This is a genomic window from Allokutzneria sp. NRRL B-24872 (assembly GCF_002155965.1).
Lineage (GTDB): Bacteria > Actinomycetota > Actinomycetes > Mycobacteriales > Pseudonocardiaceae > Allokutzneria.
The window spans coordinates 1-21,794 of sequence record NZ_MUMH01000217.1 but is presented as its reverse complement, the minus strand read 5'-3'; the positions used below and the strand labels follow the sequence as shown (position 1 = coordinate 21,794).

Here is a 21,794-nt window from a genome sequence, read left to right as displayed (position 1 = left end):
TTACGAGACATCCCTTAGGCGGTTCCGGCCCCTTTCCACGTTGAGCGCGGTCGACGCCGACCAAAGAGAAAGGGGTTGGACGGCATTGAAGACCGCCCAACCCCCGTGACCCGAGCGCGCCCGCTATGCGGTTCTCGCCGTCGCGTAGCGCCGCGTCGCCGGGGCGTCCACCGTCCAGACGCCGTCGAAGAGCGCGAGCCTGCGGCGGGCGATCACGATGACCGCGCAGGTTCCTCCGACGGCCAGGATCGGCCGCAGTGCCACTGCGTCGGCAACGTTGTCGAGCACCAGCACGGCGTGGCGGGACCGCAACTGCGAGCGCAGCGCGGACAGCCGGTCTCCCGAGGAAGCGTCCTCGGGGGTCTCGACACCGAGCACCCGCAACAGCCGGTCGACGAGACCGGCGGTCCCGCGCGATTCGGCCGCCACGTCGAGGTAGAACCGCCCGTCGGGGAAGCTCCCGCGCACCCGCGACGCCACCCGGACCGCCAGCCCGGTCGTGTCCGAGTCCGGTCCCCCGACCAGTTCGACCACGCGTGAGCCTCCGTACGGACCGGGCTCCTGCACCAGGATCTCGCGCATCCACTCCTCGAGCCGCCGCGTCCGATCCCGCTCGACCGCGTCCTTGCGGTCGACCACCTGCCGTTCGACGATCTGCCGGTCACCGATCCTGTGCTCGGCCGCCGGTTCCCACGAGCGCACCGCGCCCACCGGCCCGGGACCGGCCTTGCGCCTGGCCGTCCTGCGGAAGCCCTCCAGCGACTCGCCCTCGATCCCCAACGCCCGCGCCAGCAGCACGACGGAGCGGCGGTGCGGCTTGCTGGTCCGCCCGCGCTCCAGGTCCGAGATCGCCCTGATGCTCAACCCGGACCGCTCCGCCAGCTCCTCCTGAGTCAGACACGCCTGTTCCCGAAGGGAACGCAACAGCACCGCGAACTCGCCGCCCAACAGGTCCGCAGAACTACTGTCCGCACATACCCGAAGAACACTCAATTTTATTACCCCCAGAACAACGGCGCCTCCGACACCAAACGCCGATCCCTACCCGCAGCCCTGGCCCGGACCGCAGAACTGCACCGTATGACACACGATCGGATGAGTCACTAAAGGTTCGGTAAACGCTATTTATGCAGTTTGGATGCGGACGAACATGAAACCACTTGACAATCGGACGAAAACTCACGAAAAAACCGGCAGAACAACCGGCAGAAATGCGCTCACCCCGGCAGGAATCCCTCTCACGCCCGTGATGCGGCGCGCTTGACGACCCGGTCAACGATCGATAACGAAGCCGGACAGACGGGCACGAACCTCGCGGTGTAGAGTGAACGAAAGTTCATCCAAAACTTGGGGGCAGCGTGCCGAGGACAGCCGCGCAGAACGAGGCGTTGCGCAGCGCCAGCAGGGAGACCGTGTTCACCCACGCGGTGCGGGTCTTCGCCCGGCGCGGCTACGCGGCCGCGAGCATCCGCGACGTCGCCACCGAGGCCGGGGTGAGCGTCGGGCTCATCTACCGGCACTACGCGACGAAGGACGAGCTGTTCGCCGACGTGCTCGACCGCGCGGCGATCGGGCTCGACCAGCGAGCACGCGAACTCGCCGCGGCCCCGGACGGCCACGCGGCGCTGGCGCGGTTCCTTGAGCTCTACCTCGACGACATCACCGGCGACGACGGCGCCGCGGAGTTCTCCGTGGTGGTCAACCAGGCGTTCCTCAGCGACGAGCCCGCAGGTGCGCGCGAACGCCTGCTCGCCAGCCACGATGCATTCCGGCAGGCGCTGGAGACCTCGATCGCGCGCGCCGAGCGCTTCCCAGCCGAGGACATCGCGGACGTGGTCGCGGTACTGCTGTCGTTGTTGTCCGGGGCAGTGACGATGCGCATGGCGTCGGGCCCCTCGGCCGTCCCCTCGGCCGCCGTGGTGCTGCGCCTGCTGGACGGGGGTAACTGATGATCACCGTGACCCGGGCCGACAACCTCGGCGAAGACGCGCGGCGGCGCGTCACCGAGGTGTTCACGAGCGGCTTCGCCGAGGACTTCGCCTACTTCTCCAAGGACACCGGCAAGCTCACCGACGCCTTCGCGCACATGCTGCTGCTCGACCGCTTCCACGTCGCCCGCATCGACGGCGAGCCCGCGGCGGTCGCCACGCTCACCTCCGGCACGGAGCAGTGCTTCGCCCCGAAGTGGGCTCCGCTGCGCAAACACCTCGGACTGATGCGCGGCACCATCTGCTTCTTCGTGGTGCGCAAGCATTTCATGGCCGTCTCCAGCACCGTGCCCGAGGGAGCCGCGGAGATCGGTTTCGTCGCCACCGCCCCCGAACACCAACGGCGCGGTGCCGCGACCACGCTGCTGCGCCACCTCATCACCACGTCGGGCTTCCGCACCTTCGTGCTGGAGGAGATCAAGGACACCAACGAGGGCGCGCTCTCGCTCTACCGCAAGCTCGGCTTCACCGAGTACCACCGCGTCCCGCAGAAGCACACCGGGCGCGTCGGCTTCACGGCCTACGTGTCCATGCGCCTGGACCTCTAGCCCCGGCGGCGAGCTGGCGCAGCGCCACCTCCTCGCGGGAGCCGGGCCGGGCGGAGTACATGATCAGCGCCTGGCCCGGCTCCGACGCGGCGCTCCTCCCAGAAGTGCCGGAAGTCCGGGCTGCTGGCCGTGTACTCGTCGATGAGCGCGCGCAACGCGAGGTCGTCGGGATGCCGCCCCAGGCTGCGCCGGAGGTAGGCCGCGACGTCGGAGGCCTTGGTCGACCAGTTCGCGTAGAGGCGGCGCGAGGTCTCGTCCAGGAACACGAACCTGGCGAAGGTGCGGTTGCGTGCCTCCATAGCGCCGAAGTCGACGACCAGCGCGGCGGCCAACCGGTTCCACGCCAGCACCTCGGAGCGGCGGCCGACGACGTAGGCGGGTTCGGGTCCCGCTCCGCCGGAGGCCGCGATCCGGTGCAGGTACGCGCGCTCGTCGCCGTCCAGGCGCAGCACTCGCGCGACGGCGTCCAGCACGCTCGGCGAGAACTGGCGCCCCCTGCCCTGCTCCAGCCACGCGTAGTGCTCAACACTGACCCCGGCGAGCCCGGCCAGCTCCTCGCGGCGCAGCCCCTGCCCCGGTAACCCGAAGTTCTCCGGCCGCAGGCGCGCTCGCCGCGACCGGAGGAACTCGCTGACCTCACTCCTGCTCCGCACGCCGCCCGGCATCAGCTCAGGTGAGGCGGATCGAGACCGGGATCGACACGCCCTCCACCACCAGGTTCGGCCCGGTGACGTGACCGTTGACGGCGGTGCAGAAGTCCGCGCAGCACTTGCCGTTGCGGTGGGATTCCCACGCCCTCTTGTCGGCGTAGGTCTCGGAGAGCAGGAACCGGCCCGCGACGGCGGGGTAAGGCGCGGCGGTGAAGGTGAGCGTACCCGGCTCGGTCTGCGCGGCGGCGACGAAAGCGTTATGGAGAGCGGGCTTCACGTCCCGGAGCTCGGCGGCGAGGGCACCGGTCATGGTCTTGGTGGTTTTCACGTCACGGCCCTACCACCCTCACTGCTGGCGGAGCACATCCGAATTCCTGTACAGCGTCACGGTTTTCCGGGACACGACCGTCCGATGTGGATCTACCACCTTCGACCCATGGGCGAACACCTGAGCCATTGTTTCGATGTCCCGGTAGCTCGTTGTCGCACAAGGAGAAGACCGTGCCCTCGTCCCAGAGCATGAAGTCCGCCGTCATCGGAGCCGTCCTCGCGGGCGGGCTCGTCATGGCTCCCGGCGCCACCGAGGCGACCGCCGCGACCGCTGCGGCGCCGTGCGCGGGCGGCTCCTTCTGGAAGAGCGCGGGCACCGGCGACCTGGGCGACGACCAGAGCTGGTACCGGCACTGCACCAACGACGGCAGCCGCGTGAGCGTGGCGGCCCGTCTCCGGGGCGGAACGTTCCCGATCATCGCGAAGAAGTGCGTCGGCCCCGGCGAGGAGTGGTACGTCGGTGTCCGCCGCGACATCCTCACCGCGCCGTACTACACCGGACAGCTCTGCTGATCCTCAAGACGCCGGGTGCCCGTCCCGGCTGACGGCCGCCGCCCGTCCCCATTCAGGAGGCGGCCGTCACCTGCGCGCCGGACGGGTCGCGACGAACGACCGCCCAACGTCGCGATCCCGTCCGGCGCGTGCCCTAACCTGCCTGCTCATGGTGGTACCGAAACCCGAGTTCCGGCAGAGCGCGCGGGAGCTCGCCGAGGACAGCTGGCGCGAGCCGGTGACCGTGGTCTTCCTCGACGACGTCAAGCCCGGCTTCGACGTGCCCGGCCGCCGCAAGGACGGCACCCTCAAGGGCCGCAAGCTGATCCGGCGGTTCTTCTGGAACATCGTCAGGGGCACCGTCGGCGGGGTGGTCAACGCCTTCCTCGTCATGGGCAGCGGCGAGTGGGGCAGCGTGTTCGGCCGCGACGGCAGTGTCACCGGGCCGGAGAACGCTCAGGCGCTCGGACTGGTCGACGCCGCGCGCTCGGCGAGGTCGCCGTGGCTGGTCGTGTCGGCCTCGCACGTCGCCGTCATCGACACCGGGCTCAGCTTCGCCGATCCCACCTCCGCCGCACCGCCGACGGTGCTGTGGCACGAGGCCGCGCCGCACGCCCCGAAGGTCATCCTCCCCAGGCAGCGCATCCGCTGGCGCGACGGCTCCGAGTTCCACTTCCACCTCTCCCCAGAGGAGGCGGCGCTGCTGCGTCGGCAGCGGTGATCACCAGCCGGTGCGCGCGCCCGGCGTGAGGATGCCCGCCGGGTCGTAGCGGCGCTTGGTCTCCACCACCTCCGGCCACGTGTCGCCGTAGTGCCGCCGCCAGTGCTCGCCGTCGAGCTCCTGCGAGCCGATCGGGTAGAGCACACCGCCCAATGCCTCGGCGTCCGCCCACAGGCGGGTGTTGCGCTCCAGCATGCGCGCGGCGAAGTCCGGGGCGTGGCCGGGCCGGGACGTCGTGAGGACGTCGAAGAGCCACACCCACTCGGTGTCCTCCGGCACCCGCAGGCGCGGGCACGTGAAGGCGTCGCGGCGGTGGATGTGCACCAGCACGAAGCCCAGCGGCGCGGCCCAGTCGTCCTCGGTCAGCCCCGCGACGGCCTCGCCCACGAAGGACTCCGCCGAGTTGTCGGGCAGGAACACGTCGAACCACGGCTTGATCTCGGCGTCCCAGGTGGTACTGCGGCGCATGCCCTCGATGAGCCGGTCGAAGCGGGTCACGTGCTCCACATAGGACCGCGTCTCCACCTGCGGCGGGCTGATCGGTACCGGGACGGCGCCCAGCGCGGCGGCGGGATTCGGCGCGGTGCCGGTGAACCACTGGTGCGCGAGGACCTGGAACACCGGCGGCGTCGTGGCGGTCGGCGGCACCACGACGCAGAACACGCCGTCCACCTCCTCCTGCCCGGCCAGCGCGCGCACCGCCGCGAACGCCTCGGCGGAGTCGGTGTAGGGCAGGGTGAGCGCCAGCGCGCTCTCCGGGGCGGGCAGCAGTTCCAGCACCACGGCGGTGATGATCCCGACCTGGCCGAGACCGCCCAGCGCCGCCGCGAACAGCCCGGCCTCGCGGGTCCGCGAGCAGCGCACGAGCGCGCCGGTCCCGGTCACGATCTCCAGCTCCACGACGCGGTCGACGAACCCGCCCTCGCGGTGCTCCTGGCCGATCCCGCCCACCGACAGCGTTCCGCCGAGGGTGAGCTCCAGGTAGCCGGGCAGCCCGGCCGGGCGCAGTCCGTGCTCGACCGCGCACGCGAGGACCGCGCGCCAGCTGGCACCCGCGTCGGCGTGCAGCAGACCGTCGGAGACGCCGTGGACGCGGTCGAGCGCCGTCATCTCGATCGCGACCCCGCCCGGCGCGAGGGACTGGCCGTGGGTGGTGTGGTGGTGCCCGCGCGCGGCCACGGTGATCCCGAAGCGGTGGCAGAACCGGACGATCGCGGCGACGTCCTTCGCCGAAGCGGGTTTCAGGACGGCGGACGGGGAGGCGGTGATCGTGTTGCCGAGGTCACCCGCGGACTCCCCGCTCGTGGCGGGTCGGGTGAACTCACCGGCGAGCGCCGGGACGGCGACCCCACCGGAACCGGGTTCCAGCAGCCACCGCCCGCTCGGCGGGTCGAAGGCCCGGATCTGTCGTGTCACAAGTGCTGTCTGGTCCATTGTGGACTCCTGGAGTAGCTGGGCGAACAGGGGCCGCGGGCGAGTCCGACGCGCCGCGGGCAGCACCATCCTCAACGCGCGCAGTGCTCTTCGCCCACGCGGCCGGGTGTGTCGGCGCGTGTCCGGCTCCGATGTGGGCGTTTGCCGCGCGCGCCAGTCAGGCATGCGCCTGACTTGTCCACAGTGGACGGACAAGGAGGACTGAACCTCTTTCGCGCTGAGGCGTCTCCCTTGCATGACGAGGAGAGCGACGTGGAGAGCATTGGGCCTGACCGCCGCCGTCATCGGCACGGCACTGGCCGCGACGGTCCCCGCCAACGCGGCCGAGGCCGGTCAGGTGGTCACCAGGGTGTCGGAGGCGGACCGGGCCGCCGCGCTGGCGCACTGGACGCCCGAGCGGATGAGGGCCGTCGGCGAGGGCGACGTGGCGCCGGCGGAGAAGCTCGCCAAGCCCTACGCGGGCGCGAAGCCCGCCGGGATCGGGCGGTTGTTCGTGTCGACCTCCAAGGGCGAGGACCTCTCGTGCACGGCCACCGTGGTACCGAGTTCCACCAGGGACGTGGTGTTCACCGCCGGGCACTGCCTCAACGGCGGCACCGACCGCTGGGAGAACCCGATCACGATCGTGAACGTGGTGTTCGTGCCCGGCTACGACCGGGGCGAGCGCCCGCACGGCGTGTTCGCGGCGCGCGCGTTCGCCTGGTCGGACACCTACCGGGGGCCCTCCAGCGGTGAGGACGACAACGCGGTCGTGGCCTTCGACCCGGTCGACGGCGAGCACGTCGAGGACGTGGCGGGCTCGCAGGCCATCTCCTTCGACGCCGTCGCCTCGCCAGTGGACGCGACCGCGCTCGGCTACCCCGTCTCGGAGCTGAACCGGGGCGAGGCGCTGGTGTCGTGCGCGCGACCGGCGACGCTGCGGACCAACTCGGTCTTCGCGGCGTGGGAGACCGACTGCGACCTGGCTGGCGGAGCGAGCGGCGGCCCGTGGCTGCGCGGCTTCGACCCGGTGACGGGCCGGGGCACGATCTTCGCGGTCACCAGCAGGGGCACGGTGAACGAGGAGGGCGTCACCACCGACCTCAGCGGCGCGGCCTTCACCGACGCGGTGCGCGCACTGCACGCGAGCGCGGGCACACTCTGAACCGCCTGTCGCACAAGGGTTTGCGCTCTCCATAGAACACAACCGATTGGATCACGATCACCCGGCGCGGGCATCACGGTTCGCGCCGGGTGCTCAGTCCGGACCCTGGCGCACTGCTACTCAGGGAGCATGAGCCACCCCGTGACCACGACACCCGTTGACGACAAAGAGATCCTGACCCTGTTCGCCGCGCTGCCGACGAGCAAGGGCGCGCTGCTGCACGCCTCCCCGAACAAGGCGTGGACGCTCACCGACCGCCAGGCCGACGCGCTGACCGAGCGCGCCAAGCTGAAGCAGGAGGTGCCCGCCACCATGACGCTGTACCGCGCCGCGCGGGTGAAGACCAGCCGCGAGGTCACCGACTTCACGCACAAGCGCAGGACCAAGGCCGTGCAGCCGGTGCACGAGATCGCCTTCGACCTGGGCGAGATCGACCCCGCGCACGTCCGCTACGTGCGGTTCGTCCGCGCGGCGAAGGCCACGAAAGCCGCCACCGACAAGGGTTTCAGCACGCAGTCGACGGGTCCGGGCTACGTGTACTTCGACCGCGGCACCACGGCCCACACCACCGGGCTCGACGCGATCACAGCCGCGTTCGGCACCGCCAAGTGGGCCTACGACGGGCCGCGCGCCGGCTTGGCCGCCAAGGGCGAGCTCATGACCAACACCGACGCACCCGGCGAGTCCTCCGACGAGGACCAGCTCCACATGATCACCGAGTTCATCGGCGTCCTCGCGTACACGCCGCCGACCGGCACCGGGCGCGTCCTCAACGTCACCCACTACCTGGACTCCTTCGCCAACAACCAGCCCGAGAAGGCCAACGCGCCGGGCATCGTGGAGACGCCGATCACCGGCTACGCCCAGTTCTGCGTCGGCGCGACGTGGGACGGCAAGCTGCTCGCGCAGCGGCACGACCCCGATGTCGCGGACACCACGGCGAAACCCGAGCGGCGCAAGAGCTTCTGAGCTATCCGGGCGGCAGGACGGACGGCTCGGGCTTGGCCTCGTCCTCGTTCTCGCGAGCGCCGAGGTCCTCGCGCGAGCCCCTCCTGCGCGCCCAGAAGAAGCACGCCAGCGCGCCGACGCACACCAGCACCGACACCCACACGTTCACCCGGACCCCGAAGACGAGCGTCGCGGGGTCAGTGCGCATCATCTCGATCCACGTCCGCCCCAACGTGTACGCCGCGACGTAGAGCGCGAACGCGCGGCCGTGGCCCAGGCGCAGCTTGCGGTCCGCGTAGACCACGAGCGCCGCGACGCCGAGGTTCCACAGCAGCTCGTAGAGGAACGTCGGGTGCACCGGGCTCTCCGCGAGCGGGATGCCGTTGGAGACGCCGTTGAGCTGGTCGAGCTGACCATTGGCGTTGACGCGCTGGTAGATCTCCAGGCCCCACGGCAGCGTGGTATGCGAGCCGTACAGCTCCTGGTTGAAGTAGTTGCCGATCCTGGCGATCGCGTGCGCGACCGCGATCCCCGGCGCCACCGCGTCGGCGAACACCGGCAACGGAACACCTCTGCGCCTGCAACCGATCCACGCGCCGACCGCGCCCAGGGCGATCGCGCCCCAGATGCCGAGGCCGCCCTCCCAGACGTAGAGCGCGCGGACCGGGTCCTTGCCCTCGCCGAAGTACAGGTGGTTGTCGGTGATCACGTGGTAGATCCGGCCGCCCACCACGCCGAAGGGCACCGCCCACACCGCGACGTCGCCGACCACCCCGGCCGGGCCGCCCCTGGCGACCAGGCGCTTGTCACCCCACCAGATGGCGACGGCGATCCCGAGGATGGTGAACACCGCGTACGCGCGGACCGGCAGCGGGCCGATCTCCCACACCCCTTGCGGCGGGCTGGGAATCGTCGAGAGGAAGGCCGTCGACATGAGCACGCGCACACGCTAGCCACCCCGCGTACAACCCCTGTGAACCCACCGCGCCCACCCGCCCGACAACCCGATTCGTACTCCTAGCGGGATTTGGAAGCGCTCTCTTCACCGCTTGGAGTACGAAACGGGGAATCCCAGCCGCACCAGCACACGATCAGGGGTACGCGTGGGTGGAGTGCACGGACCCAGTTTACCCGCTGCGGGGGCGTTCCGGGTGCCTTGCCGAGCCCTGAGTCCTTTGTGGACAGTGCGTCCGAGGGAAGCGGCCGTCAGCGGCCTCCTGATGCGGGTCTTGCGGACGCCGCCGCCAGGGGTGGGTCGCACGCGGCGAGCAGGGCGTCGGCCAGCTCGGTCGCGGTGTGCAGGACCTTCCGCCCGGCGCGCGTTGTCATGATCAGCCCGGCGTTGCGCAGCGCGCTGGCGTGCTCGGAGGCCGAGGAGAGGCTGATCCCGGCCTGAGCGGCCAGCTCGGTGGTCCCGCGCGGCACGGCTGCGGCGCGCAGGACGGCGGCGCGGCGGGAGCCGAGGAGCGCGGCGAGGCTGTCGGAGCGACCCACGCGCGCGCGAACGGGGGCGAGCGGAGCTGGGTAGACCACGGTGACGGGCTCCCCGCGACCGCCGGTGATCACCAACGTGCCGGGGAGCAGGCACGACGGGGCGAAGACGAGCCCGTGCTCGACGGGAACGCCCCGGTCGACGGGGTTGTCGACATCAACGGTCAGGCCGCGGTGGCCGATGGTGGACGGCAGCGACGCGATCGCCGTGGCAAGGCCCTCGCGCAACAGGATGCGCCCGCGATGGGCGAGGTCGGTGTGCGCGGTGGCGGCGATCTCGGCCCATGTCGGCTCGACGAGCGCGCGGTGACCTGCCTCGACGGCGCGCAGCAGGACGGCGCGGGCGGAGCGCTCCCCCGAGGCGAGCCCGTGCAGCCACGCGGCGCGCGGTCTGCCCTGGAACGCCGACATCAGCTCGCAGCGCAGCCGGGTCGCGGGTGTCATCGCCAGTTCCTCCAGCGCCGCACCGATCTCCGTGCGCCGCGAGAGCAGGAAGTCCGGCACCTCTCCCCTGTCGGAGAACAGGTCGAACAGCGGGCGGACCGCCTCGGGCGGGCGCCACCGGGCGATGGGCGAGCGAACGCGCATCAGGGCGCCGACCAGCTCGACGAGCGGCAGCGGCCCGTCGGAGAAGCGCGTCGTCTGGAAGACCGCCGGGCTCACGTGCAGTCGAATCAATGCACCCACCACTCGCCGTGCTCGTCGTGTCCGCCCGCGCGCAGTGAAACAAGGGCACATACACGGTTCGTACAAACGCGACGGCGCAAGTGCCTTAACATCCCCTCGCACCAGCGATAAGTGGGGGAAACCGAATGCGACACCTGCGCACCGCGCTCGCCGTACTGGCGGCCATCACCGCGCTCGGCGCGTGCACCACCGCGCTGCCCGGCACGCCGAAGGCCGGGCCGTCGACCAGGAACGTCGAGGAGGAACTGGCCGGTACCCAGGCCAGTGACCTGCGCAAGGTGTTCACCAGCACGCCGCAGCAGGTCAACGACTACTGGTCGGCGGAGCGGATGCGCTCCGCCCAGCCGCGCCAGCCGCAGCCGGGCCAGATGACCGACGTGCCCAAGGACGAGCCGGTCGGCGTGATCATCCACCCGACCTCGGGCCCGGTCGGGCCGACCAAGCCGCTGCCCAGGGACGACAGCGGGGACGTCTGGACGAGGGCGGGGCTCACCGCCACCACGATGGGCCGCCTGTACATGTCCTACGCCGGCGGCTACAACGGGCTCTGCTCGGCCTCGGTGGTCAACTCCGACTCCGGGGTCATCGTGGCCACCGCGGCGCACTGCGTCTGGGACTACTCCGGCAAGCGCAACGGCAGCTGGGCGGACAACGTCCTGTTCATCCCCGGTGACACCGCCGGGCAGGCCCCGTACGGCCGGTGGACCGCGGAGGCCCTCTACGCGCCGGTGGAGTTCCAGCAGAAGGCCAAGCTCAACGCCAGCGGCGGCGCCGTCGGCGAGGGCTGGTCCTACGACATCGCGTACCTGCGCATGCGCCCGCTGGGCGGGAAGAACATCGAGGACGCGCTCGGCGGCCAGGGCCAAGCCTTCGACGCGGCCTCGGAGAGCATCCGCTCGCTCGGCTACCCCAGCGCGCCGCCGTTCGACGGGACCCAGATGCGCAGCTGCGCCTCGCCGACCTGGACGGCCAACCGCGACAACACCTTCACCATCCCGTGCAAGATGACCCCTGGCTCCTCCGGCGGCCCGTGGTACACCCGCTTCGACGACGTCAAGGGCGTCGGCTACCTGGTGTCGACGAACTCCACCGGCGGTTCGACGAAGATGAACGGTTCACTGCTCGGCAAGATCGCCTACGACATCTACAAGAAGGCCGACGCGGGCAGCTGAACGGCTCAGCGCAGCTCGCCGCGCTCGTGCAGCGCGTCGAAGATCAACCGGCCGGTCGCCGACATCAGCTCCCGCTCCGCGTAGCCCAGCCAGCGGATCTCCTCGATCTCGCTGGTGGGAGCGGGGGTCCCGGAGTGCTCGGCGGTGTAGCAGGCCACCGAGACCAGCACGCCGTCCGCCTTCGCGTCGGCCTGCGCCTGGAAGGTGCCGACGTGGCGGGCGGTCTCCGGCGCGACGACGACGGCGAGCTCCTCCTCGATCTCCCGCACGAGCGCCTGCACGTCGCTCTCACCGGGATCGCGCTTGCCGCCGGGCACGTAGAAGCGCTGCTTGCCGTAGGAGCGCGCGCACAGCAGGCGGCCCTCCTCCAGCAGCACCCAGCCGATCTTGTCGATGACGGTCACGGTGCAGACCCTAGCGCCGGGTCATCTCCCGCACGTAGGCGTTGGCCTCGGGCAGGAACATGAGCACGGTTCCCGCGACGGCCAGCGGACCGGCGAGCAGGAGCACGAGCGCGGGCGAGGAGAGCGCGCGCCCGGACACCAGCGCGGCGGCCACGAGGTAGGCCAGCACCGGAGCGGCCAGGGCCAGGTAGATCCGCGGTCCGCGCCAGCCGGAGCGCAGGTTCTTCGCGCACCACAGCACGGTGAGCCCGCCGAAGAGCGCGGCGCTGTTGGCGGGCGCGGCCGGATCGGTCCCGGAGAGAAGGTTGGCGACGCCGAACACCAGGGCAAGCGCGCCGACCGCGGCCCAGGCCAGCACGGCGGCCTCCACGCTGCGGGGGCGGTGCGCGGGATCGCGCTCCTCCGGCTCGGTCACCCCGATCATGGTAGGCACCGGCACAAGCGGCCTCCGGCAACTGCCTGAGCGGGCGCACCGTCCATAATGGGGGGTCGTCACTTCTCGTGGAGGGAGCCCCGTGAACGCCCAGGTGGAAACGTTCGAGTTCCAGGCCGAAGTGCGCCAGCTGCTCCAGCTGGTGATCCACTCGATCTATTCGAACAAGGACGCGTTCCTGCGGGAACTGGTCTCCAACGCCTCCGACGCGCTGGACAAGCTGCGCCTGGAGTCGTTCCGGGACAAGGATCTCGCCGTCGACACCGAGGACCTGCACATCGCGGTCGACCTCGACGCCGACGCGCGCACGCTGACCGTGCGGGACAACGGCATCGGCATGTCCCGCGAGGAGGTCGTGCAGCTCATCGGCACCATCGCCAAGTCGGGAACGGCCGAGTTCCTGAAGCAGCTCAAGGACGCCAAGGACGCGGCAGGAGCGCAGGAGCTGATCGGCCAGTTCGGCGTCGGCTTCTACGCCAGCTTCATGGTGGCCGACCAGGTCACGCTGGTGACCCGCCGCGCGGGCGAGGACACCGGGACGAAGTGGGAGTCCGGCGGCGCCGGCACCTACACCATCGAGGCCGTCGCGGACGCCCCGCAGGGCACCTCGGTGACGCTGCACCTCAAGCCCGCCGACGCCGACGAGCAGACCGCCGACTACACCTCGTCGTGGAAGGTCCGCGAGATCGTCAAGCGGTACTCCGACTTCATCACCTGGCCGATCCGGATGGAGAAGCAACGCTCCGAAGAGGGCGCTGAAGGCGCTGCGCCCGAGGTCGAGACCGTCAACTCCATGAAGGCGCTCTGGGCGCGTCCGAAGGAGGAGACGACCGAGGCCGAGCTGACCGAGTTCTACAAGCACGTCGCGCACGACTGGGCCGAGCCGCTGGAGACGATCCGGCTGCGCGCGGAGGGCACCTTCGAGTACCAGGCGCTGCTGTTCATCCCCTCGCACGCGCCGCTGGACCTGTTCATGCGCGACGGCAAGCGCGGTGTCCAGCTCTACGTCAAGCGCGTGTTCATCATGGACGACTGCGAGTCGCTGCTCCCGGAGTACCTGCGCTTCGTCAAGGGTGTCGTGGACGCGCAGGACCTCTCGCTCAACGTCTCCCGCGAGACGTTGCAACAGGACCGCCAGATCCAGCTGATCCGCAAGCGCCTGGTGAAGAAGATCCTCGCCACGGTGAAGGATCTCCAGGCCAACGACGGTGAGAAGTACGCGAAGTTCTGGGGCGAGTTCGGCAAGGCGGTCAAGGAAGGCCTGGTCGCTGACCCGGACAACCGCGACGCGGTCCTGGAGATCTGCTCGTTCGGGTCCACCGCGGATGCTGAGAAGCAGACCACGCTGCGCGAGTACGTGGAGCGGATGAAGGACGGCCAGCAGGACATCTACTTCATGACCGGCGACTCGCGCGCGGTCATCGAGAACTCCCCGCACCTGGAAGCCTTCCAGGCCAAGGGTTTCGAGGTCCTGGTGCTCACCGACCCGATCGACGAGATGTGGGTCGACGCGGTCACCGAGTTCGACGGCAAGCAGCTGAAGTCCATCGCCAAGGGCGAGGTCGAGCTGGACGCCGACGACGACTCCGGCACCGACCGCGAGGAGCGGGCCAAGGACTTCGCCGGGCTGCTGGGCTGGATGGGCGAGCACCTCGGCGAGAGCGTCAAGGAGGTGCGCCTGTCGAGCAGGCTCACCACCTCCCCGGCGTGCGTGGTCGGCGACACCCACGACCTCGCGCCGAACCTGGAGAAGATGTACCGGGCGATGGGCCACGAGGTGCCCAAGGTCAAGCGCATCCTGGAGCTCAACCCCGGGCACCCGCTGGTGACCGGCCTGCGCAAGGCGCACGAGGAGCGCCCCGATGAGGCCGGTCTCGGCGAGACCGCCGAGCTGCTGCTGGGCATGGCCGTGCTGGCCGAGGGCGGCGACCTCACCGACCCGGCGAAGTTCATCCGCGTGCTCGCCGACCGCCTGGAGCGCACGCTCTAGCCGGTGGCTGCGGCCGCGCCTCCGGTGAGGCGCGGCCGCAGCAGCACCACCGCCGCGACGACGGGGAACAGCGTCAGCCACAGGTTCGGCGCCCACCACGCGAGGTCGAACTCGCAGCGCAGCGACCAGAACACCAGGGCGTTGAGCCCGGCGGCGTGGGTCAGCGCCAGCGAGAGCAGGATCAGCTGCTCCGCGCCAGGAGCCCCGCTTCTCAAGCGCCACAACGCCATCAGCCCGAGGACGCTGGCGAAGACGTCCAGCACCACGAACGACCAGTTCCAGTCGACGAGCACGCGCTCCGGGTACGGCGGGATGAGCTGGGCGGCCGTGGCGACCCAGTAGGCCAGGAACCCGACGTCGGTGGCCAGCATCGAGCGCTTGATCCACGCGCTACGCATGTCCGGCCCCGTTCAGCGAGAGCACGACGACGCCGGTGATGATCAGCGCGATCCCGGCGACCGCGGCCGGGGTCAGGGTTTCCTTGAAGGCGAAGGCGGCGATCACCGCGACGGCCGCCGTGCCGACGCCGGACCAGATCGCGTAGACGACGCCGACGTTGAGCGTGCGCAGTGACACCGTCATCAGCGCGAACGCCGCCGCGTAGCCGACAACGACGACGATCAGCGGCAGCAACCGGAACTCGCGGGAGAGCGCGCGCAGGGTGAGCGTGGCGACGGTCTCCAGCGCCACCGCGCTGGCGAGGGCGATCCAGGCGATCACGAGTCCTCCCGGTCGATCAGGTCGGAGAGCAGGGCGAAGACCTGGGCGTGCAGGTCGGGTCCTGGTGGGGAGAGCCCGGCCAGCCGGGACAGCCACCAGCCGTCGACGGCCATCCGCACGAGCGTGGCCACGGCCGGGTCGATGCCGTCGCCCTCCAGCCGCTCCTGCCAGCGCGCGTACATCGCGCGCAGCGGCTCCAGCGCGCTCGGTTCGACCAGCGTCGCGGCGAAGAGCGCGGACACCAGGCGGTCGGACTCGGAGTCGCCGCTCGGGCTCCACTCGCGCCCGATCGTGGCGGTCAGGTAGGCGCGGGTGACGGCGCGCGGCTGGCCGGGCGTGGCCTCCATCGCGGCGTCGAACTCGGTGACCATCCGCTCCACCATGGCCTCGACCAGGGCGTTCTTGCTGCGGAAGTGGTAGAGCAGGCCGCCCTTGCTCACCCCGGCGCGCTCGGCGACGGCGTCCAGGGTCAGGTGCTGGGCGCCCTCGCGCACGACGATGTCGGCGGCGGCGTCCAGCAGCTTGGTCCGGGTCTCGGTCATGCGGCGAACTATACCGTCTGGACGGTACAGTTCGTCCCTCGTTCGGGGCGCCGACGTGTTCGCGGCCCCGCCCCGGGTAACCGCTGCCTGACCGTTCCCCGGGAAGAGAGGAGAGCCCCATGGGCCTCGGCGACAAGTTCAACGAGCTCAAGGACAAGGCGCTGGACCAGCTCGGCAAGCACGGTGACAAGGCCGAGCAGGGCGTGGACAAGGCGTCGGAGTTCGCCAACGAGAAGACCGGCGGCAAGCACGCGGAGCACGTGCAGAAGGGCGGCGACGCCCTCAAGGAGCAGATCCGCAATCGCCAGACCTGAGCATCGCGCGTCGTTACGCTGCGGCGGTGATCTTCGAGAACGGCGAGCTGGTCATCCCGCGACTGCTGGACTGGGTGCGCGCACGGCCCGACATCCGGGCCGTGCTGCGCACCGGTTCGCGGGCGAGGGGTGCGGCCGACGAGTGGTCTGACCACGACATCGAGCTGTACAGCACCGATCCCGAGCCCTACCGCGAGAGCGACTGGCTGGACGACCTCGGCCCCGTGCTCGCCGGGGTCGGTCTGGACGGCCCGTGGGACAACCCCGCGCGCCTGGTGGTCTTCGAAGGCGGTTCGAAGGTTGACTTCCAGATCGTGCCCGTGTCGCGGCTGCACGAGCTGACCGGCGAGCTGGACGACCTGCACGAGCGCGGCTACGAGGTGCTGCTCGATCTCGACGGCGTCGCCGCGACCATGCCCGCCGCCTCCGGTGCGGCGCCCGCGAACGAGCTGCCCGACGAGCAGGAGTTCCGCGAGCACTGCGAGGAGTTCTGGTTCGAGCTGGGCCACATCCCCCGCTACGTCGCGCGCGGCGAGCTGTGGGTGGCGAAGCTGCGCGACGCGGGCACCAAGGAACTGCTGCTGACCATGATCGAATGGCACGCGGTGAGCCACTTCGGCGTCGAGCACGACGTCTGGCACAACGGCGTCCGCATGCGCGAGTGGGCCGCGCCCGGCGTGTGGGAGCGAGTGGACGCGTTGTTCGCCGGTTTCGCCGCCGATGACGTGCTGCGCGCCGCCTCCGCGACCGGCGCGCTCTTCGCCGACCTGGCCCGCGATGTCGCGCGCCGCAACGGTTTCACCTACCCCGAGGCGGCCGAGCAGGCGTTCTGATCGCGTGAGCGGAAGCGCGCCGCTTTGGCCTGGTTCCCGCAGGTTTTCATGCTGCACCACCGTCTGCGGCGGCCACGCGAGGTGTCGACGAAGAACCAGCCGCAGCCGTCACATGAGCACACCGGCCGCGCCGGTGGGCTCAGCACGAGCCTGATCGCGTGCAGCGCAACGACCGCGAGCGCCCCCTTTCCAGTGCGCGCCTTCGCGGAGCCGCCCGCTCCCACGGAGACGTCACGGCAACGCGCCGCTTCAAGGAGATCGTCGAGGGACAGTTCGCGGCCAGCCAACTGCGCGTCGAAGACCGTCCAGATGTGCCCGCGCAGCGCACGAGCCTGCGTCAAAGTGGCTTCAGGGCAAGGAAAACCGGCGTGACGGAACCAGGCGGCGAGAGCTTCTGCGCTGTCGAAGAGGTCGGCGCCAAGCTCCGGCGTGCGGCGGTAGACGGTGTTCGCGAAGTCGAGCGCGAGGTCCCCTGCGATGAAGTGATCATCGGTCCACGCCGTGCTCACCGCAGCGAGTACCTGAGCACTGGACGGTCACTTCGCGGGCGGGCGACCTCGGTGAAGCCAGCTTCGAGGAACGCGCTCGCGATGCCGGTCATCGCGGTGTCGGCGCCCGCCTTGCGACCGTCTGCGGGCTCCATCGGATACGCCTCGACCGTGCGAGCTTCGGCGGTCTCGGCGAGGTGGTCGCACACCGCGCTGATCAGCTCCGTGAACAGTCCTTCGCCGCGCCGCCCCTTCTTGACGAACAGGCAGGTCAGGCTGACCACGCGCTCGTCGTCGACGGGTTTGAGCAACGGGGAGCGGCGCATGCGCGGGTACTCCGAGCGGTCGCCGAACGCGCACCAGGCGACCGGTTCGTCGTCCAGGTAGGCCACGACGCCGGGAGGTGTGTCGCGCTTGGCCAGCTCGCACATCGCGGCCCGGTTGCCGTCGCCCTTGCCCTCCATCCACTCCTGGATGCTGAGACGCCAGTGCATGCACCAGCAGCCGCGCGCTCCCCCGTTGGAGCCCATCACGGTTTCGAAGTCGTCCCACGTGTCCGGCGTCAGCGGCCGAACCTGCATCTGCGAGGTGCCCATGACCACATGAGTAACCGTTCTGCGCCGCTTTAACAGTTATCCGGCGAACGCGGCTCGGAGGACGTTCGCGTCGCCCTCGAACTCGCCTGCCGCGAGGGCCTGCTCGACGGTGATCGCACCCGTGGCCAGGGCAACGACCACGTCAGGAACGGCGGTGAGCACCGAAGCTGGCCGCTGATCGGGCACGGAAGCACTCGGTCCGTTCTCGTCGATCCTCAGGGACAGAAGGAAACCGTCCGTCTCGATGCCGAGCTCGACGGGCGGGGAGGCGGTCGCGCCGCGCATGAGAGCAGGCAGTGCCATGGTCAGCCAGCGCGGCCGAAAAACGTCGTCGCCCTGGCCCGTGGCCAGCAGCGGCACGCCCCACCGGCCGAGCGCCTCCATCGGCTCCCGCAGCCCGGCGCCCCATGGCGTGAGGGCGTAGCCGACGCCCGCGTCCTCTAGGCGGCGCTCGACGATCCCGTTCGCCTCCAAGGACTTCAGCCGCTCAGCCAGCAGGTTCGTCGCGATGCCGTCGAGCGCGGTCTTCAGCTCCGTGTAGCGCATCGGCCCCGGCAGCAGCTCACGCACGATGAGCAGCGTCCACCGGTCACCGACGACGTCCAGCGAGCGCGCGAGGGCGCAGAACTGCCCGTAGGACCGCTTGCCTTTTTCAACCACGCTTGATTTTATCAACCGCACAGCGGGTGTGTCGAGCAGAGGAGGACCTGTGGAGCTGAGCATCAGCTGGCTCGCGGTCGTGGCCGCGACCGCGGTCGGCATGGCGATCGCCTGGCTCTGGTACAGCGACTGGGGGCTGGCCGGCGGCCTGTGGCGGAAGCTGACCGGGGTGACCAAGGAGGACTCCGAGCGAGCGGGCAAGCGGCCGTTCGTCGTCCTGGTGGCGTCGATCGTCCTCACCGCGCTGGCGCTGGCCTCCGCCAGCTCCGTCGCGTCCGGCTTCTTCGGCTCCAACTCCCCCTGGGTCGCACTGGCGGTCGGGCTCGTGGCCTGGCTGGGCTTCTCGCTGTCCACCCTGGCACAGCACAACGGCTTCGAGCAGAAGCCCGGTCGGCTCACCGCGCTGAACAGCGCCTACCAGCTCGTGCTGTTCCTCGGCATGGCGATCCCGATCGGCCTGCTGCCGTAGCCGCGCGCTAGTCCTTGCGGCCGGTGACGGCCAGGCCGACGCCGAGCCCGACCATGGTCAGCCCGGCCGCGCCGCCCATCATGTCCAGCCTGCGCGAGGACCGGCCGAACCACGAGCGCGCGGCCCCGGCGAGCACGCCCCACGCGCTGTCCATCACCAGCGCGAGGACCGCGAAGATCGCGCCGAACACCAGCATCTGACCCGCGACGTTGCCGACCGGGTCGACGAACTGCGGCAGCACGGCCGCGAAGAACACACCCGACTTCGGGTTGGTCACGGCGACCACGAAGCCCTCGACGACGGTGCGGCGCCCGCTGACCGGGTTGCCCGCCCCGGCCTCGAAGGCGGAACGCAGCTCGCGCCGCTTCCGGAACGCCTTGATGCCCAGGTGGACGAGGTACGCCGCGCCCACGAGCTTGACGGCGGTGAACAGCAGCGCCGAGGTCTGGAGGACCGCACCGAGCCCCGCTGCCACCGCGGCGGCCAGGACGAAGCTGCCGATGGCCCCGCCGAGCACGGTGAGCAGGGCCGCGGTCCGGCCGTAGGCGATGGCGCGGCTGACCGCGAACAGCACCGAGGGCCCGGGGATGACGACCACGACGAAGGCGGCGAGCGTGAAGGCGAGCACGTGATCCATGCCCGAAACACTAAGCCCCGGTCTCAAACCTCAAGGGGGTGTCACTGCGCAACCTGCCGGTCTTGGCCGCCCTGACGACGTCCCGAGCAGCTCGGATGCGGTTCCGGGCAGCTCTCGGCGGGGCCGCCTCGTCAGAGGAGTTCGACGCGGTCGGCCTGCGGGCCCCGGTCGCTCTGACGCACCGCGTACCGGACCCGGTCACCCTTCTGCAGCGGCTCCGAGCCCATGATCACGGACACGTGGGCGAAGAGATCGTCGCCGCCCGCGTCCGGGGTGATGAAGCCGAAGCCGCGCTCGGCGTCGTAGCGCGCGACGACGCCCTCGCCGCCTCGTGCGGGCACGTCCCGCGCTGCGGCAGGCGCTGGGGCCGTCTGGGGCTCGACGCCCCGGACCAGGTGCACGTCGCGGGCCTGCGGGCCCTTGTCTCCACTGGCCACCTCGTAGGCGACGCGGTCGCCCTCCGCGAGCCACGTCAGCCCCTCGGCCAGGGACCGGGCGTGAACGAAGATGTCCCCGGCGCCGGTGTCGGGGTTGATGAAGCCGAAGCCCTTGTCCTCGTCGTACCAGGCCACCGTGCCGTCGGCACCGTCCCCGACACCAGCCGCGGCGGGTGCGCCGGCCCCTGCTCCCAGCGGGATCACGTGCCCGGCCTGCGGGCCGCGCTCGCCTTCGACGACCAGGAAGGCCACCCGCTGCCCCTCGGTGACCACGCCGCCGGTCACGATGGCGGAGCTGTGCACGAAGACGTCGGCGCCGCCGCCGTCCGGCGACGCGAAGCCGTACCCCTTGCCCGGCTCGTACCAGTTGACGGTGCCGAGCAGGCCCACGGCACTGCCGGTGGCCGCTTCGGCGGTGACGCGAACGTGCAGCGCCTGGGGCCCGCGGTCGTTCTCGCCGACCTCGAACACCACGGCCTGACCCTCGCGGAGCACCTTCGCGCCGCCGTCCCCGACGATCTCGGAGGCGTGCACGAACACGTCCGGCGAGCCGTCCTCGGGCGCGAGGAAGCCGAAACCCCGTTCGGCGTCGAACCAGCGGACTGTCCCTTGCGGCATCAAAGACTCCAGGTCGAGAGGACGGGCACTGGCCCCCAGTCTCTCTGACAGACCTCCGGTCCGTTGGGCCGGGCCCACAGGTGGGCGGTGCGGAGCCAGTGGGCGGGCCGTTGGATCACCCAGCGACACGCCGAGTTCTGAGACAAGGTCCAAGCGCCGCAACGGCTGTGAAGGGGTCGGCGCCGTTTCCCGGATCGTGGGCGGCGTCCTAGGATTTCCGGCGATGAGCCCGACCCCTGGCAGCCATCCCGTGCGCTTCGGCACGGCCGAGCTGCTCAACGACCTCGACCGGCCCGACGGCTGGCTGCTCTCCGTCGGCGGGGTCGCCCAGTCCTACGTCGACCTCGACGACCCGACGCACCTGGAGTTCGACTACGTGCGGCGGATCGGTGACGTGATCGACTGCCTCGGCGAGCCCGAAGCGCCCCTGGACGCCGTGCACATCGGCGGCGCGGGCTGCACGCTGCCCCGCTACGTCGCGGCGACGCGGCCCGGCTCGCGGCAGCTGGTCGTGGAGGCCGACGGCGAGCTGGTCGAGCTGGTGTGGTCGCAGTTCCGCCTGCACGAGGTCGACGGGCTGACCCTGCGCGCGGGCGACGGCCGCGCCGAACTGTCCGCGCTGCCCGACGCCTCGGCCGAGCTCGTCGTGCTGGACGCCTTCGAGCGCGACGCCGTGCCCTCCGCGCTGTCCACAGTGGAGTTCTTCGCGGACATGGCACGGGTGCTGCGCCCCGAGGGCAGCCTCGTCGCGAACATCTTCGACGGCCCCGGCCTGGAGTTCACCAAGCGCGTGTCCGCGACGCTGTTCACCGCCTTCGAGCACGTGCTGCTGCTCGCCGAACCCCGCGTGCTGCGCGGGCGCCGCTTCGACAACGTCGTGCTCCTGGCCTCCGCCGAGCCGCTGCCCGTCGACACCCTCACCCGCCGCGCCGCCTCGGCCGTCTTCCCCGCCCGCTGCGTCACTCCTGAGGCCGTGAAACGCTTGTGCGCCAAGGCGATCCCCATCACCGACGCGGCCCCCATGACCGCCCCCACGCTCCCCCGGAAC

28 protein-coding genes and 1 pseudogene are annotated in these 21,794 nt (G+C 70.7%); 12 read left to right on the top strand and 17 right to left on the bottom strand.

Translation table 11 applies throughout. From position 1 onward, the window contains the following. Positions 1-123: 123 nt before the first annotated feature. Complete coding sequence (locus tag CCN37_RS36160) at positions 124-930, bottom strand: helix-turn-helix transcriptional regulator (protein WP_168201021.1); 807 nt, start codon at positions 928-930, stop codon at positions 124-126. Positions 931-1,358: 428 nt separating this feature from the next. Between CCN37_RS36160 and CCN37_RS36155 the strand changes: the two genes are divergently transcribed. After that, on the top strand, positions 1,359-1,949 hold the full coding sequence (locus CCN37_RS36155; RefSeq protein WP_086829735.1) for a TetR/AcrR family transcriptional regulator: 591 nt from the start codon (positions 1,359-1,361) through the stop codon (positions 1,947-1,949). Continuing rightward, positions 1,949-2,536 carry an N-acetyltransferase gene (locus CCN37_RS36150; RefSeq protein ID WP_086829733.1) on the top strand — a complete coding sequence of 196 codons (588 nt, stop codon included), beginning with the start codon at positions 1,949-1,951 and terminating at the stop codon, positions 2,534-2,536. Before CCN37_RS36155 ends, CCN37_RS36150 begins: the two co-directional genes overlap by 1 nt. Here CCN37_RS36150 and CCN37_RS36145 read toward each other — a convergent pair. Beyond that, a complete protein-coding gene (locus CCN37_RS36145) occupies positions 2,533-3,189 on the bottom strand; it encodes a helix-turn-helix transcriptional regulator (protein WP_246843518.1) in 657 nt (218 codons plus the stop codon). The genes CCN37_RS36150 and CCN37_RS36145 overlap by 4 nt on opposite strands. A 16-nt stretch (positions 3,190-3,205) precedes the next feature. Beyond that, entirely contained in the window at positions 3,206-3,514 is a 309-nt protein-coding gene (locus CCN37_RS36140) for a putative quinol monooxygenase (RefSeq protein ID WP_086829731.1), read from the bottom strand. Positions 3,515-3,687: 173 nt separating this feature from the next. Between CCN37_RS36140 and CCN37_RS36135 the strand changes: the two genes are divergently transcribed. Both CCN37_RS36135 and CCN37_RS36130 read left to right on the top strand, forming a co-directional pair. Further along, positions 3,688-4,029: a DUF6355 family natural product biosynthesis protein gene (locus CCN37_RS36135; protein WP_143261981.1), complete on the top strand. Its 342-nt coding sequence runs from the start codon at positions 3,688-3,690 to the stop codon at positions 4,027-4,029. Between the two features lie 148 nt (positions 4,030-4,177). Next, positions 4,178-4,729, top strand: coding sequence for a hypothetical protein (locus tag CCN37_RS36130; protein WP_086829727.1), 552 nt, complete (start codon positions 4,178-4,180; stop codon positions 4,727-4,729). Here CCN37_RS36130 and CCN37_RS36125 read toward each other — a convergent pair whose 3' ends face one another. After that, positions 4,730-6,163 (bottom strand): FAD-binding protein, encoded by a 1,434-nt coding sequence (locus tag CCN37_RS36125; protein ID WP_168201020.1) that lies wholly within the window; start codon positions 6,161-6,163, stop codon positions 4,730-4,732. Between the two features lie 235 nt (positions 6,164-6,398). Between CCN37_RS36125 and CCN37_RS36120 the strand changes: the two genes are divergently transcribed. Together CCN37_RS36120 and CCN37_RS36115 are read left to right on the top strand one after the other, a co-directional pair. Further along, positions 6,399-7,307, top strand: coding sequence for a serine protease (locus CCN37_RS36120; RefSeq protein WP_246843517.1), 909 nt, complete (start codon positions 6,399-6,401; stop codon positions 7,305-7,307). A gap of 129 nt (positions 7,308-7,436) precedes the next feature. Next, positions 7,437-8,276, top strand: a complete 840-nt coding sequence (locus CCN37_RS36115) for a hypothetical protein (protein ID WP_143261980.1) — start codon at positions 7,437-7,439, stop codon at positions 8,274-8,276. A gap of 1 nt (position 8,277) precedes the next feature. Here CCN37_RS36115 and lgt read toward each other — a convergent pair whose 3' ends face one another. Then, positions 8,278-9,189, bottom strand: coding sequence for a prolipoprotein diacylglyceryl transferase (lgt, locus tag CCN37_RS36110; RefSeq protein ID WP_086829746.1), 912 nt, complete (start codon positions 9,187-9,189; stop codon positions 8,278-8,280). A gap of 272 nt (positions 9,190-9,461) precedes the next feature. Further along, positions 9,462-10,424, bottom strand: coding sequence for a DUF5937 family protein (locus CCN37_RS36105; RefSeq protein ID WP_143261979.1), 963 nt, complete (start codon positions 10,422-10,424; stop codon positions 9,462-9,464). Positions 10,425-10,558: 134 nt separating this feature from the next. Here CCN37_RS36105 and CCN37_RS36100 point away from each other — a divergent pair, with 134 nt between their 5' ends. Beyond that, positions 10,559-11,605, top strand: coding sequence for a serine protease (locus CCN37_RS36100; protein WP_086829720.1), 1,047 nt, complete (start codon positions 10,559-10,561; stop codon positions 11,603-11,605). A gap of 5 nt (positions 11,606-11,610) precedes the next feature. Here CCN37_RS36100 and CCN37_RS36095 read toward each other — a convergent pair whose 3' ends face one another. Both CCN37_RS36095 and CCN37_RS36090 read right to left on the bottom strand, forming a co-directional pair. Then, a complete protein-coding gene (locus CCN37_RS36095; protein WP_086829718.1) occupies positions 11,611-12,009 on the bottom strand; it encodes an NUDIX domain-containing protein in 399 nt (132 codons plus the stop codon). 10 nt (positions 12,010-12,019) lie between these two features. Next, positions 12,020-12,424 (bottom strand): hypothetical protein, encoded by a 405-nt coding sequence (locus tag CCN37_RS36090; RefSeq protein WP_143261978.1) that lies wholly within the window; start codon positions 12,422-12,424, stop codon positions 12,020-12,022. 100 nt (positions 12,425-12,524) lie between these two features. On the opposite strand from CCN37_RS36090, the gene htpG reads away from it, so the two are divergent. Beyond that, positions 12,525-14,432 (top strand): molecular chaperone HtpG, encoded by a 1,908-nt coding sequence (htpG, locus tag CCN37_RS36085; protein WP_086829714.1) that lies wholly within the window; start codon positions 12,525-12,527, stop codon positions 14,430-14,432. Here the strand turns inward: htpG and CCN37_RS36080 are convergent. Genes CCN37_RS36080 through CCN37_RS36070 form a run of 3 tightly spaced genes read right to left on the bottom strand, consistent with a single transcriptional unit; the run spans position 14,429 to position 15,694 of the window. Continuing rightward, on the bottom strand, positions 14,429-14,830 hold the full coding sequence (locus CCN37_RS36080) for a DUF5360 family protein (protein ID WP_086829712.1): 402 nt from the start codon (positions 14,828-14,830) through the stop codon (positions 14,429-14,431). The two genes, htpG and CCN37_RS36080, sit on opposite strands and share 4 nt — an antisense overlap. Next, positions 14,823-15,152 carry a multidrug efflux SMR transporter gene (locus CCN37_RS36075; protein ID WP_210408364.1) on the bottom strand — a complete coding sequence of 110 codons (330 nt, stop codon included), beginning with the start codon at positions 15,150-15,152 and terminating at the stop codon, positions 14,823-14,825. The genes CCN37_RS36080 and CCN37_RS36075 overlap by 8 nt, the downstream gene beginning before the upstream one ends. Then, entirely contained in the window at positions 15,149-15,694 is a 546-nt protein-coding gene (locus tag CCN37_RS36070) for a TetR/AcrR family transcriptional regulator (RefSeq protein WP_086829710.1), read from the bottom strand. The genes CCN37_RS36075 and CCN37_RS36070 overlap by 4 nt, the downstream gene beginning before the upstream one ends. A gap of 119 nt (positions 15,695-15,813) precedes the next feature. Here CCN37_RS36070 and CCN37_RS36065 point away from each other — a divergent pair, with 119 nt between their 5' ends. Next, a complete protein-coding gene (locus CCN37_RS36065) occupies positions 15,814-16,008 on the top strand; it encodes an antitoxin (RefSeq protein WP_086829708.1) in 195 nt (64 codons plus the stop codon). Positions 16,009-16,034: 26 nt separating this feature from the next. Then, on the top strand, positions 16,035-16,841 hold the full coding sequence (locus tag CCN37_RS36060; protein ID WP_086829706.1) for an aminoglycoside 6-adenylyltransferase: 807 nt from the start codon (positions 16,035-16,037) through the stop codon (positions 16,839-16,841). On the opposite strand, the gene CCN37_RS36055 is transcribed toward CCN37_RS36060, so the two are convergent. Genes CCN37_RS36055 through CCN37_RS36045 form a run of 3 tightly spaced genes read right to left on the bottom strand, consistent with a single transcriptional unit; the run spans position 16,811 to position 18,585 of the window. Further along, positions 16,811-17,350 carry a CGNR zinc finger domain-containing protein gene (locus CCN37_RS36055; protein WP_086829704.1) on the bottom strand — a complete coding sequence of 180 codons (540 nt, stop codon included), beginning with the start codon at positions 17,348-17,350 and terminating at the stop codon, positions 16,811-16,813. The genes CCN37_RS36060 and CCN37_RS36055 overlap by 31 nt on opposite strands. After that, positions 17,347-17,925 carry a GNAT family N-acetyltransferase gene (locus tag CCN37_RS36050; protein ID WP_086829702.1) on the bottom strand — a complete coding sequence of 193 codons (579 nt, stop codon included), beginning with the start codon at positions 17,923-17,925 and terminating at the stop codon, positions 17,347-17,349. Before CCN37_RS36050 ends, CCN37_RS36055 begins: the two co-directional genes overlap by 4 nt. A gap of 36 nt (positions 17,926-17,961) precedes the next feature. Beyond that, positions 17,962-18,585, bottom strand: a complete 624-nt coding sequence (locus CCN37_RS36045) for a helix-turn-helix domain-containing protein (protein ID WP_246843516.1) — start codon at positions 18,583-18,585, stop codon at positions 17,962-17,964. 49 nt (positions 18,586-18,634) lie between these two features. On the opposite strand from CCN37_RS36045, the gene CCN37_RS36040 reads away from it, so the two are divergent. Further along, a complete protein-coding gene (locus CCN37_RS36040; protein ID WP_086829740.1) occupies positions 18,635-19,054 on the top strand; it encodes a DUF1761 domain-containing protein in 420 nt (139 codons plus the stop codon). A gap of 7 nt (positions 19,055-19,061) precedes the next feature. On the opposite strand, the gene CCN37_RS36035 is transcribed toward CCN37_RS36040, so the two are convergent. From CCN37_RS36035 to CCN37_RS41805, 3 genes and pseudogenes are all read right to left on the bottom strand, one after another. Beyond that, complete coding sequence (locus CCN37_RS36035; protein ID WP_086829700.1) at positions 19,062-19,691, bottom strand: LysE family translocator; 630 nt, start codon at positions 19,689-19,691, stop codon at positions 19,062-19,064. Positions 19,692-19,822: 131 nt separating this feature from the next. Next, the gene (locus CCN37_RS42490) at positions 19,823-20,518 is read right to left on the bottom strand and encodes a cold-shock protein (RefSeq protein ID WP_371505597.1); all 696 of its coding nucleotides are present in this window, start codon (positions 20,516-20,518) and stop codon (positions 19,823-19,825) included. 30 nt (positions 20,519-20,548) lie between these two features. Continuing rightward, positions 20,549-20,746, bottom strand: a pseudogene (locus CCN37_RS41805) (cold-shock protein); the annotation flags it as partial. Positions 20,747-20,969: 223 nt separating this feature from the next. Here CCN37_RS41805 and CCN37_RS36025 point away from each other — a divergent pair. Beyond that, the coding region (locus CCN37_RS36025) for a spermidine synthase (protein WP_143261977.1) at positions 20,970-21,794 on the top strand (825 nt) is incomplete at its 3' end.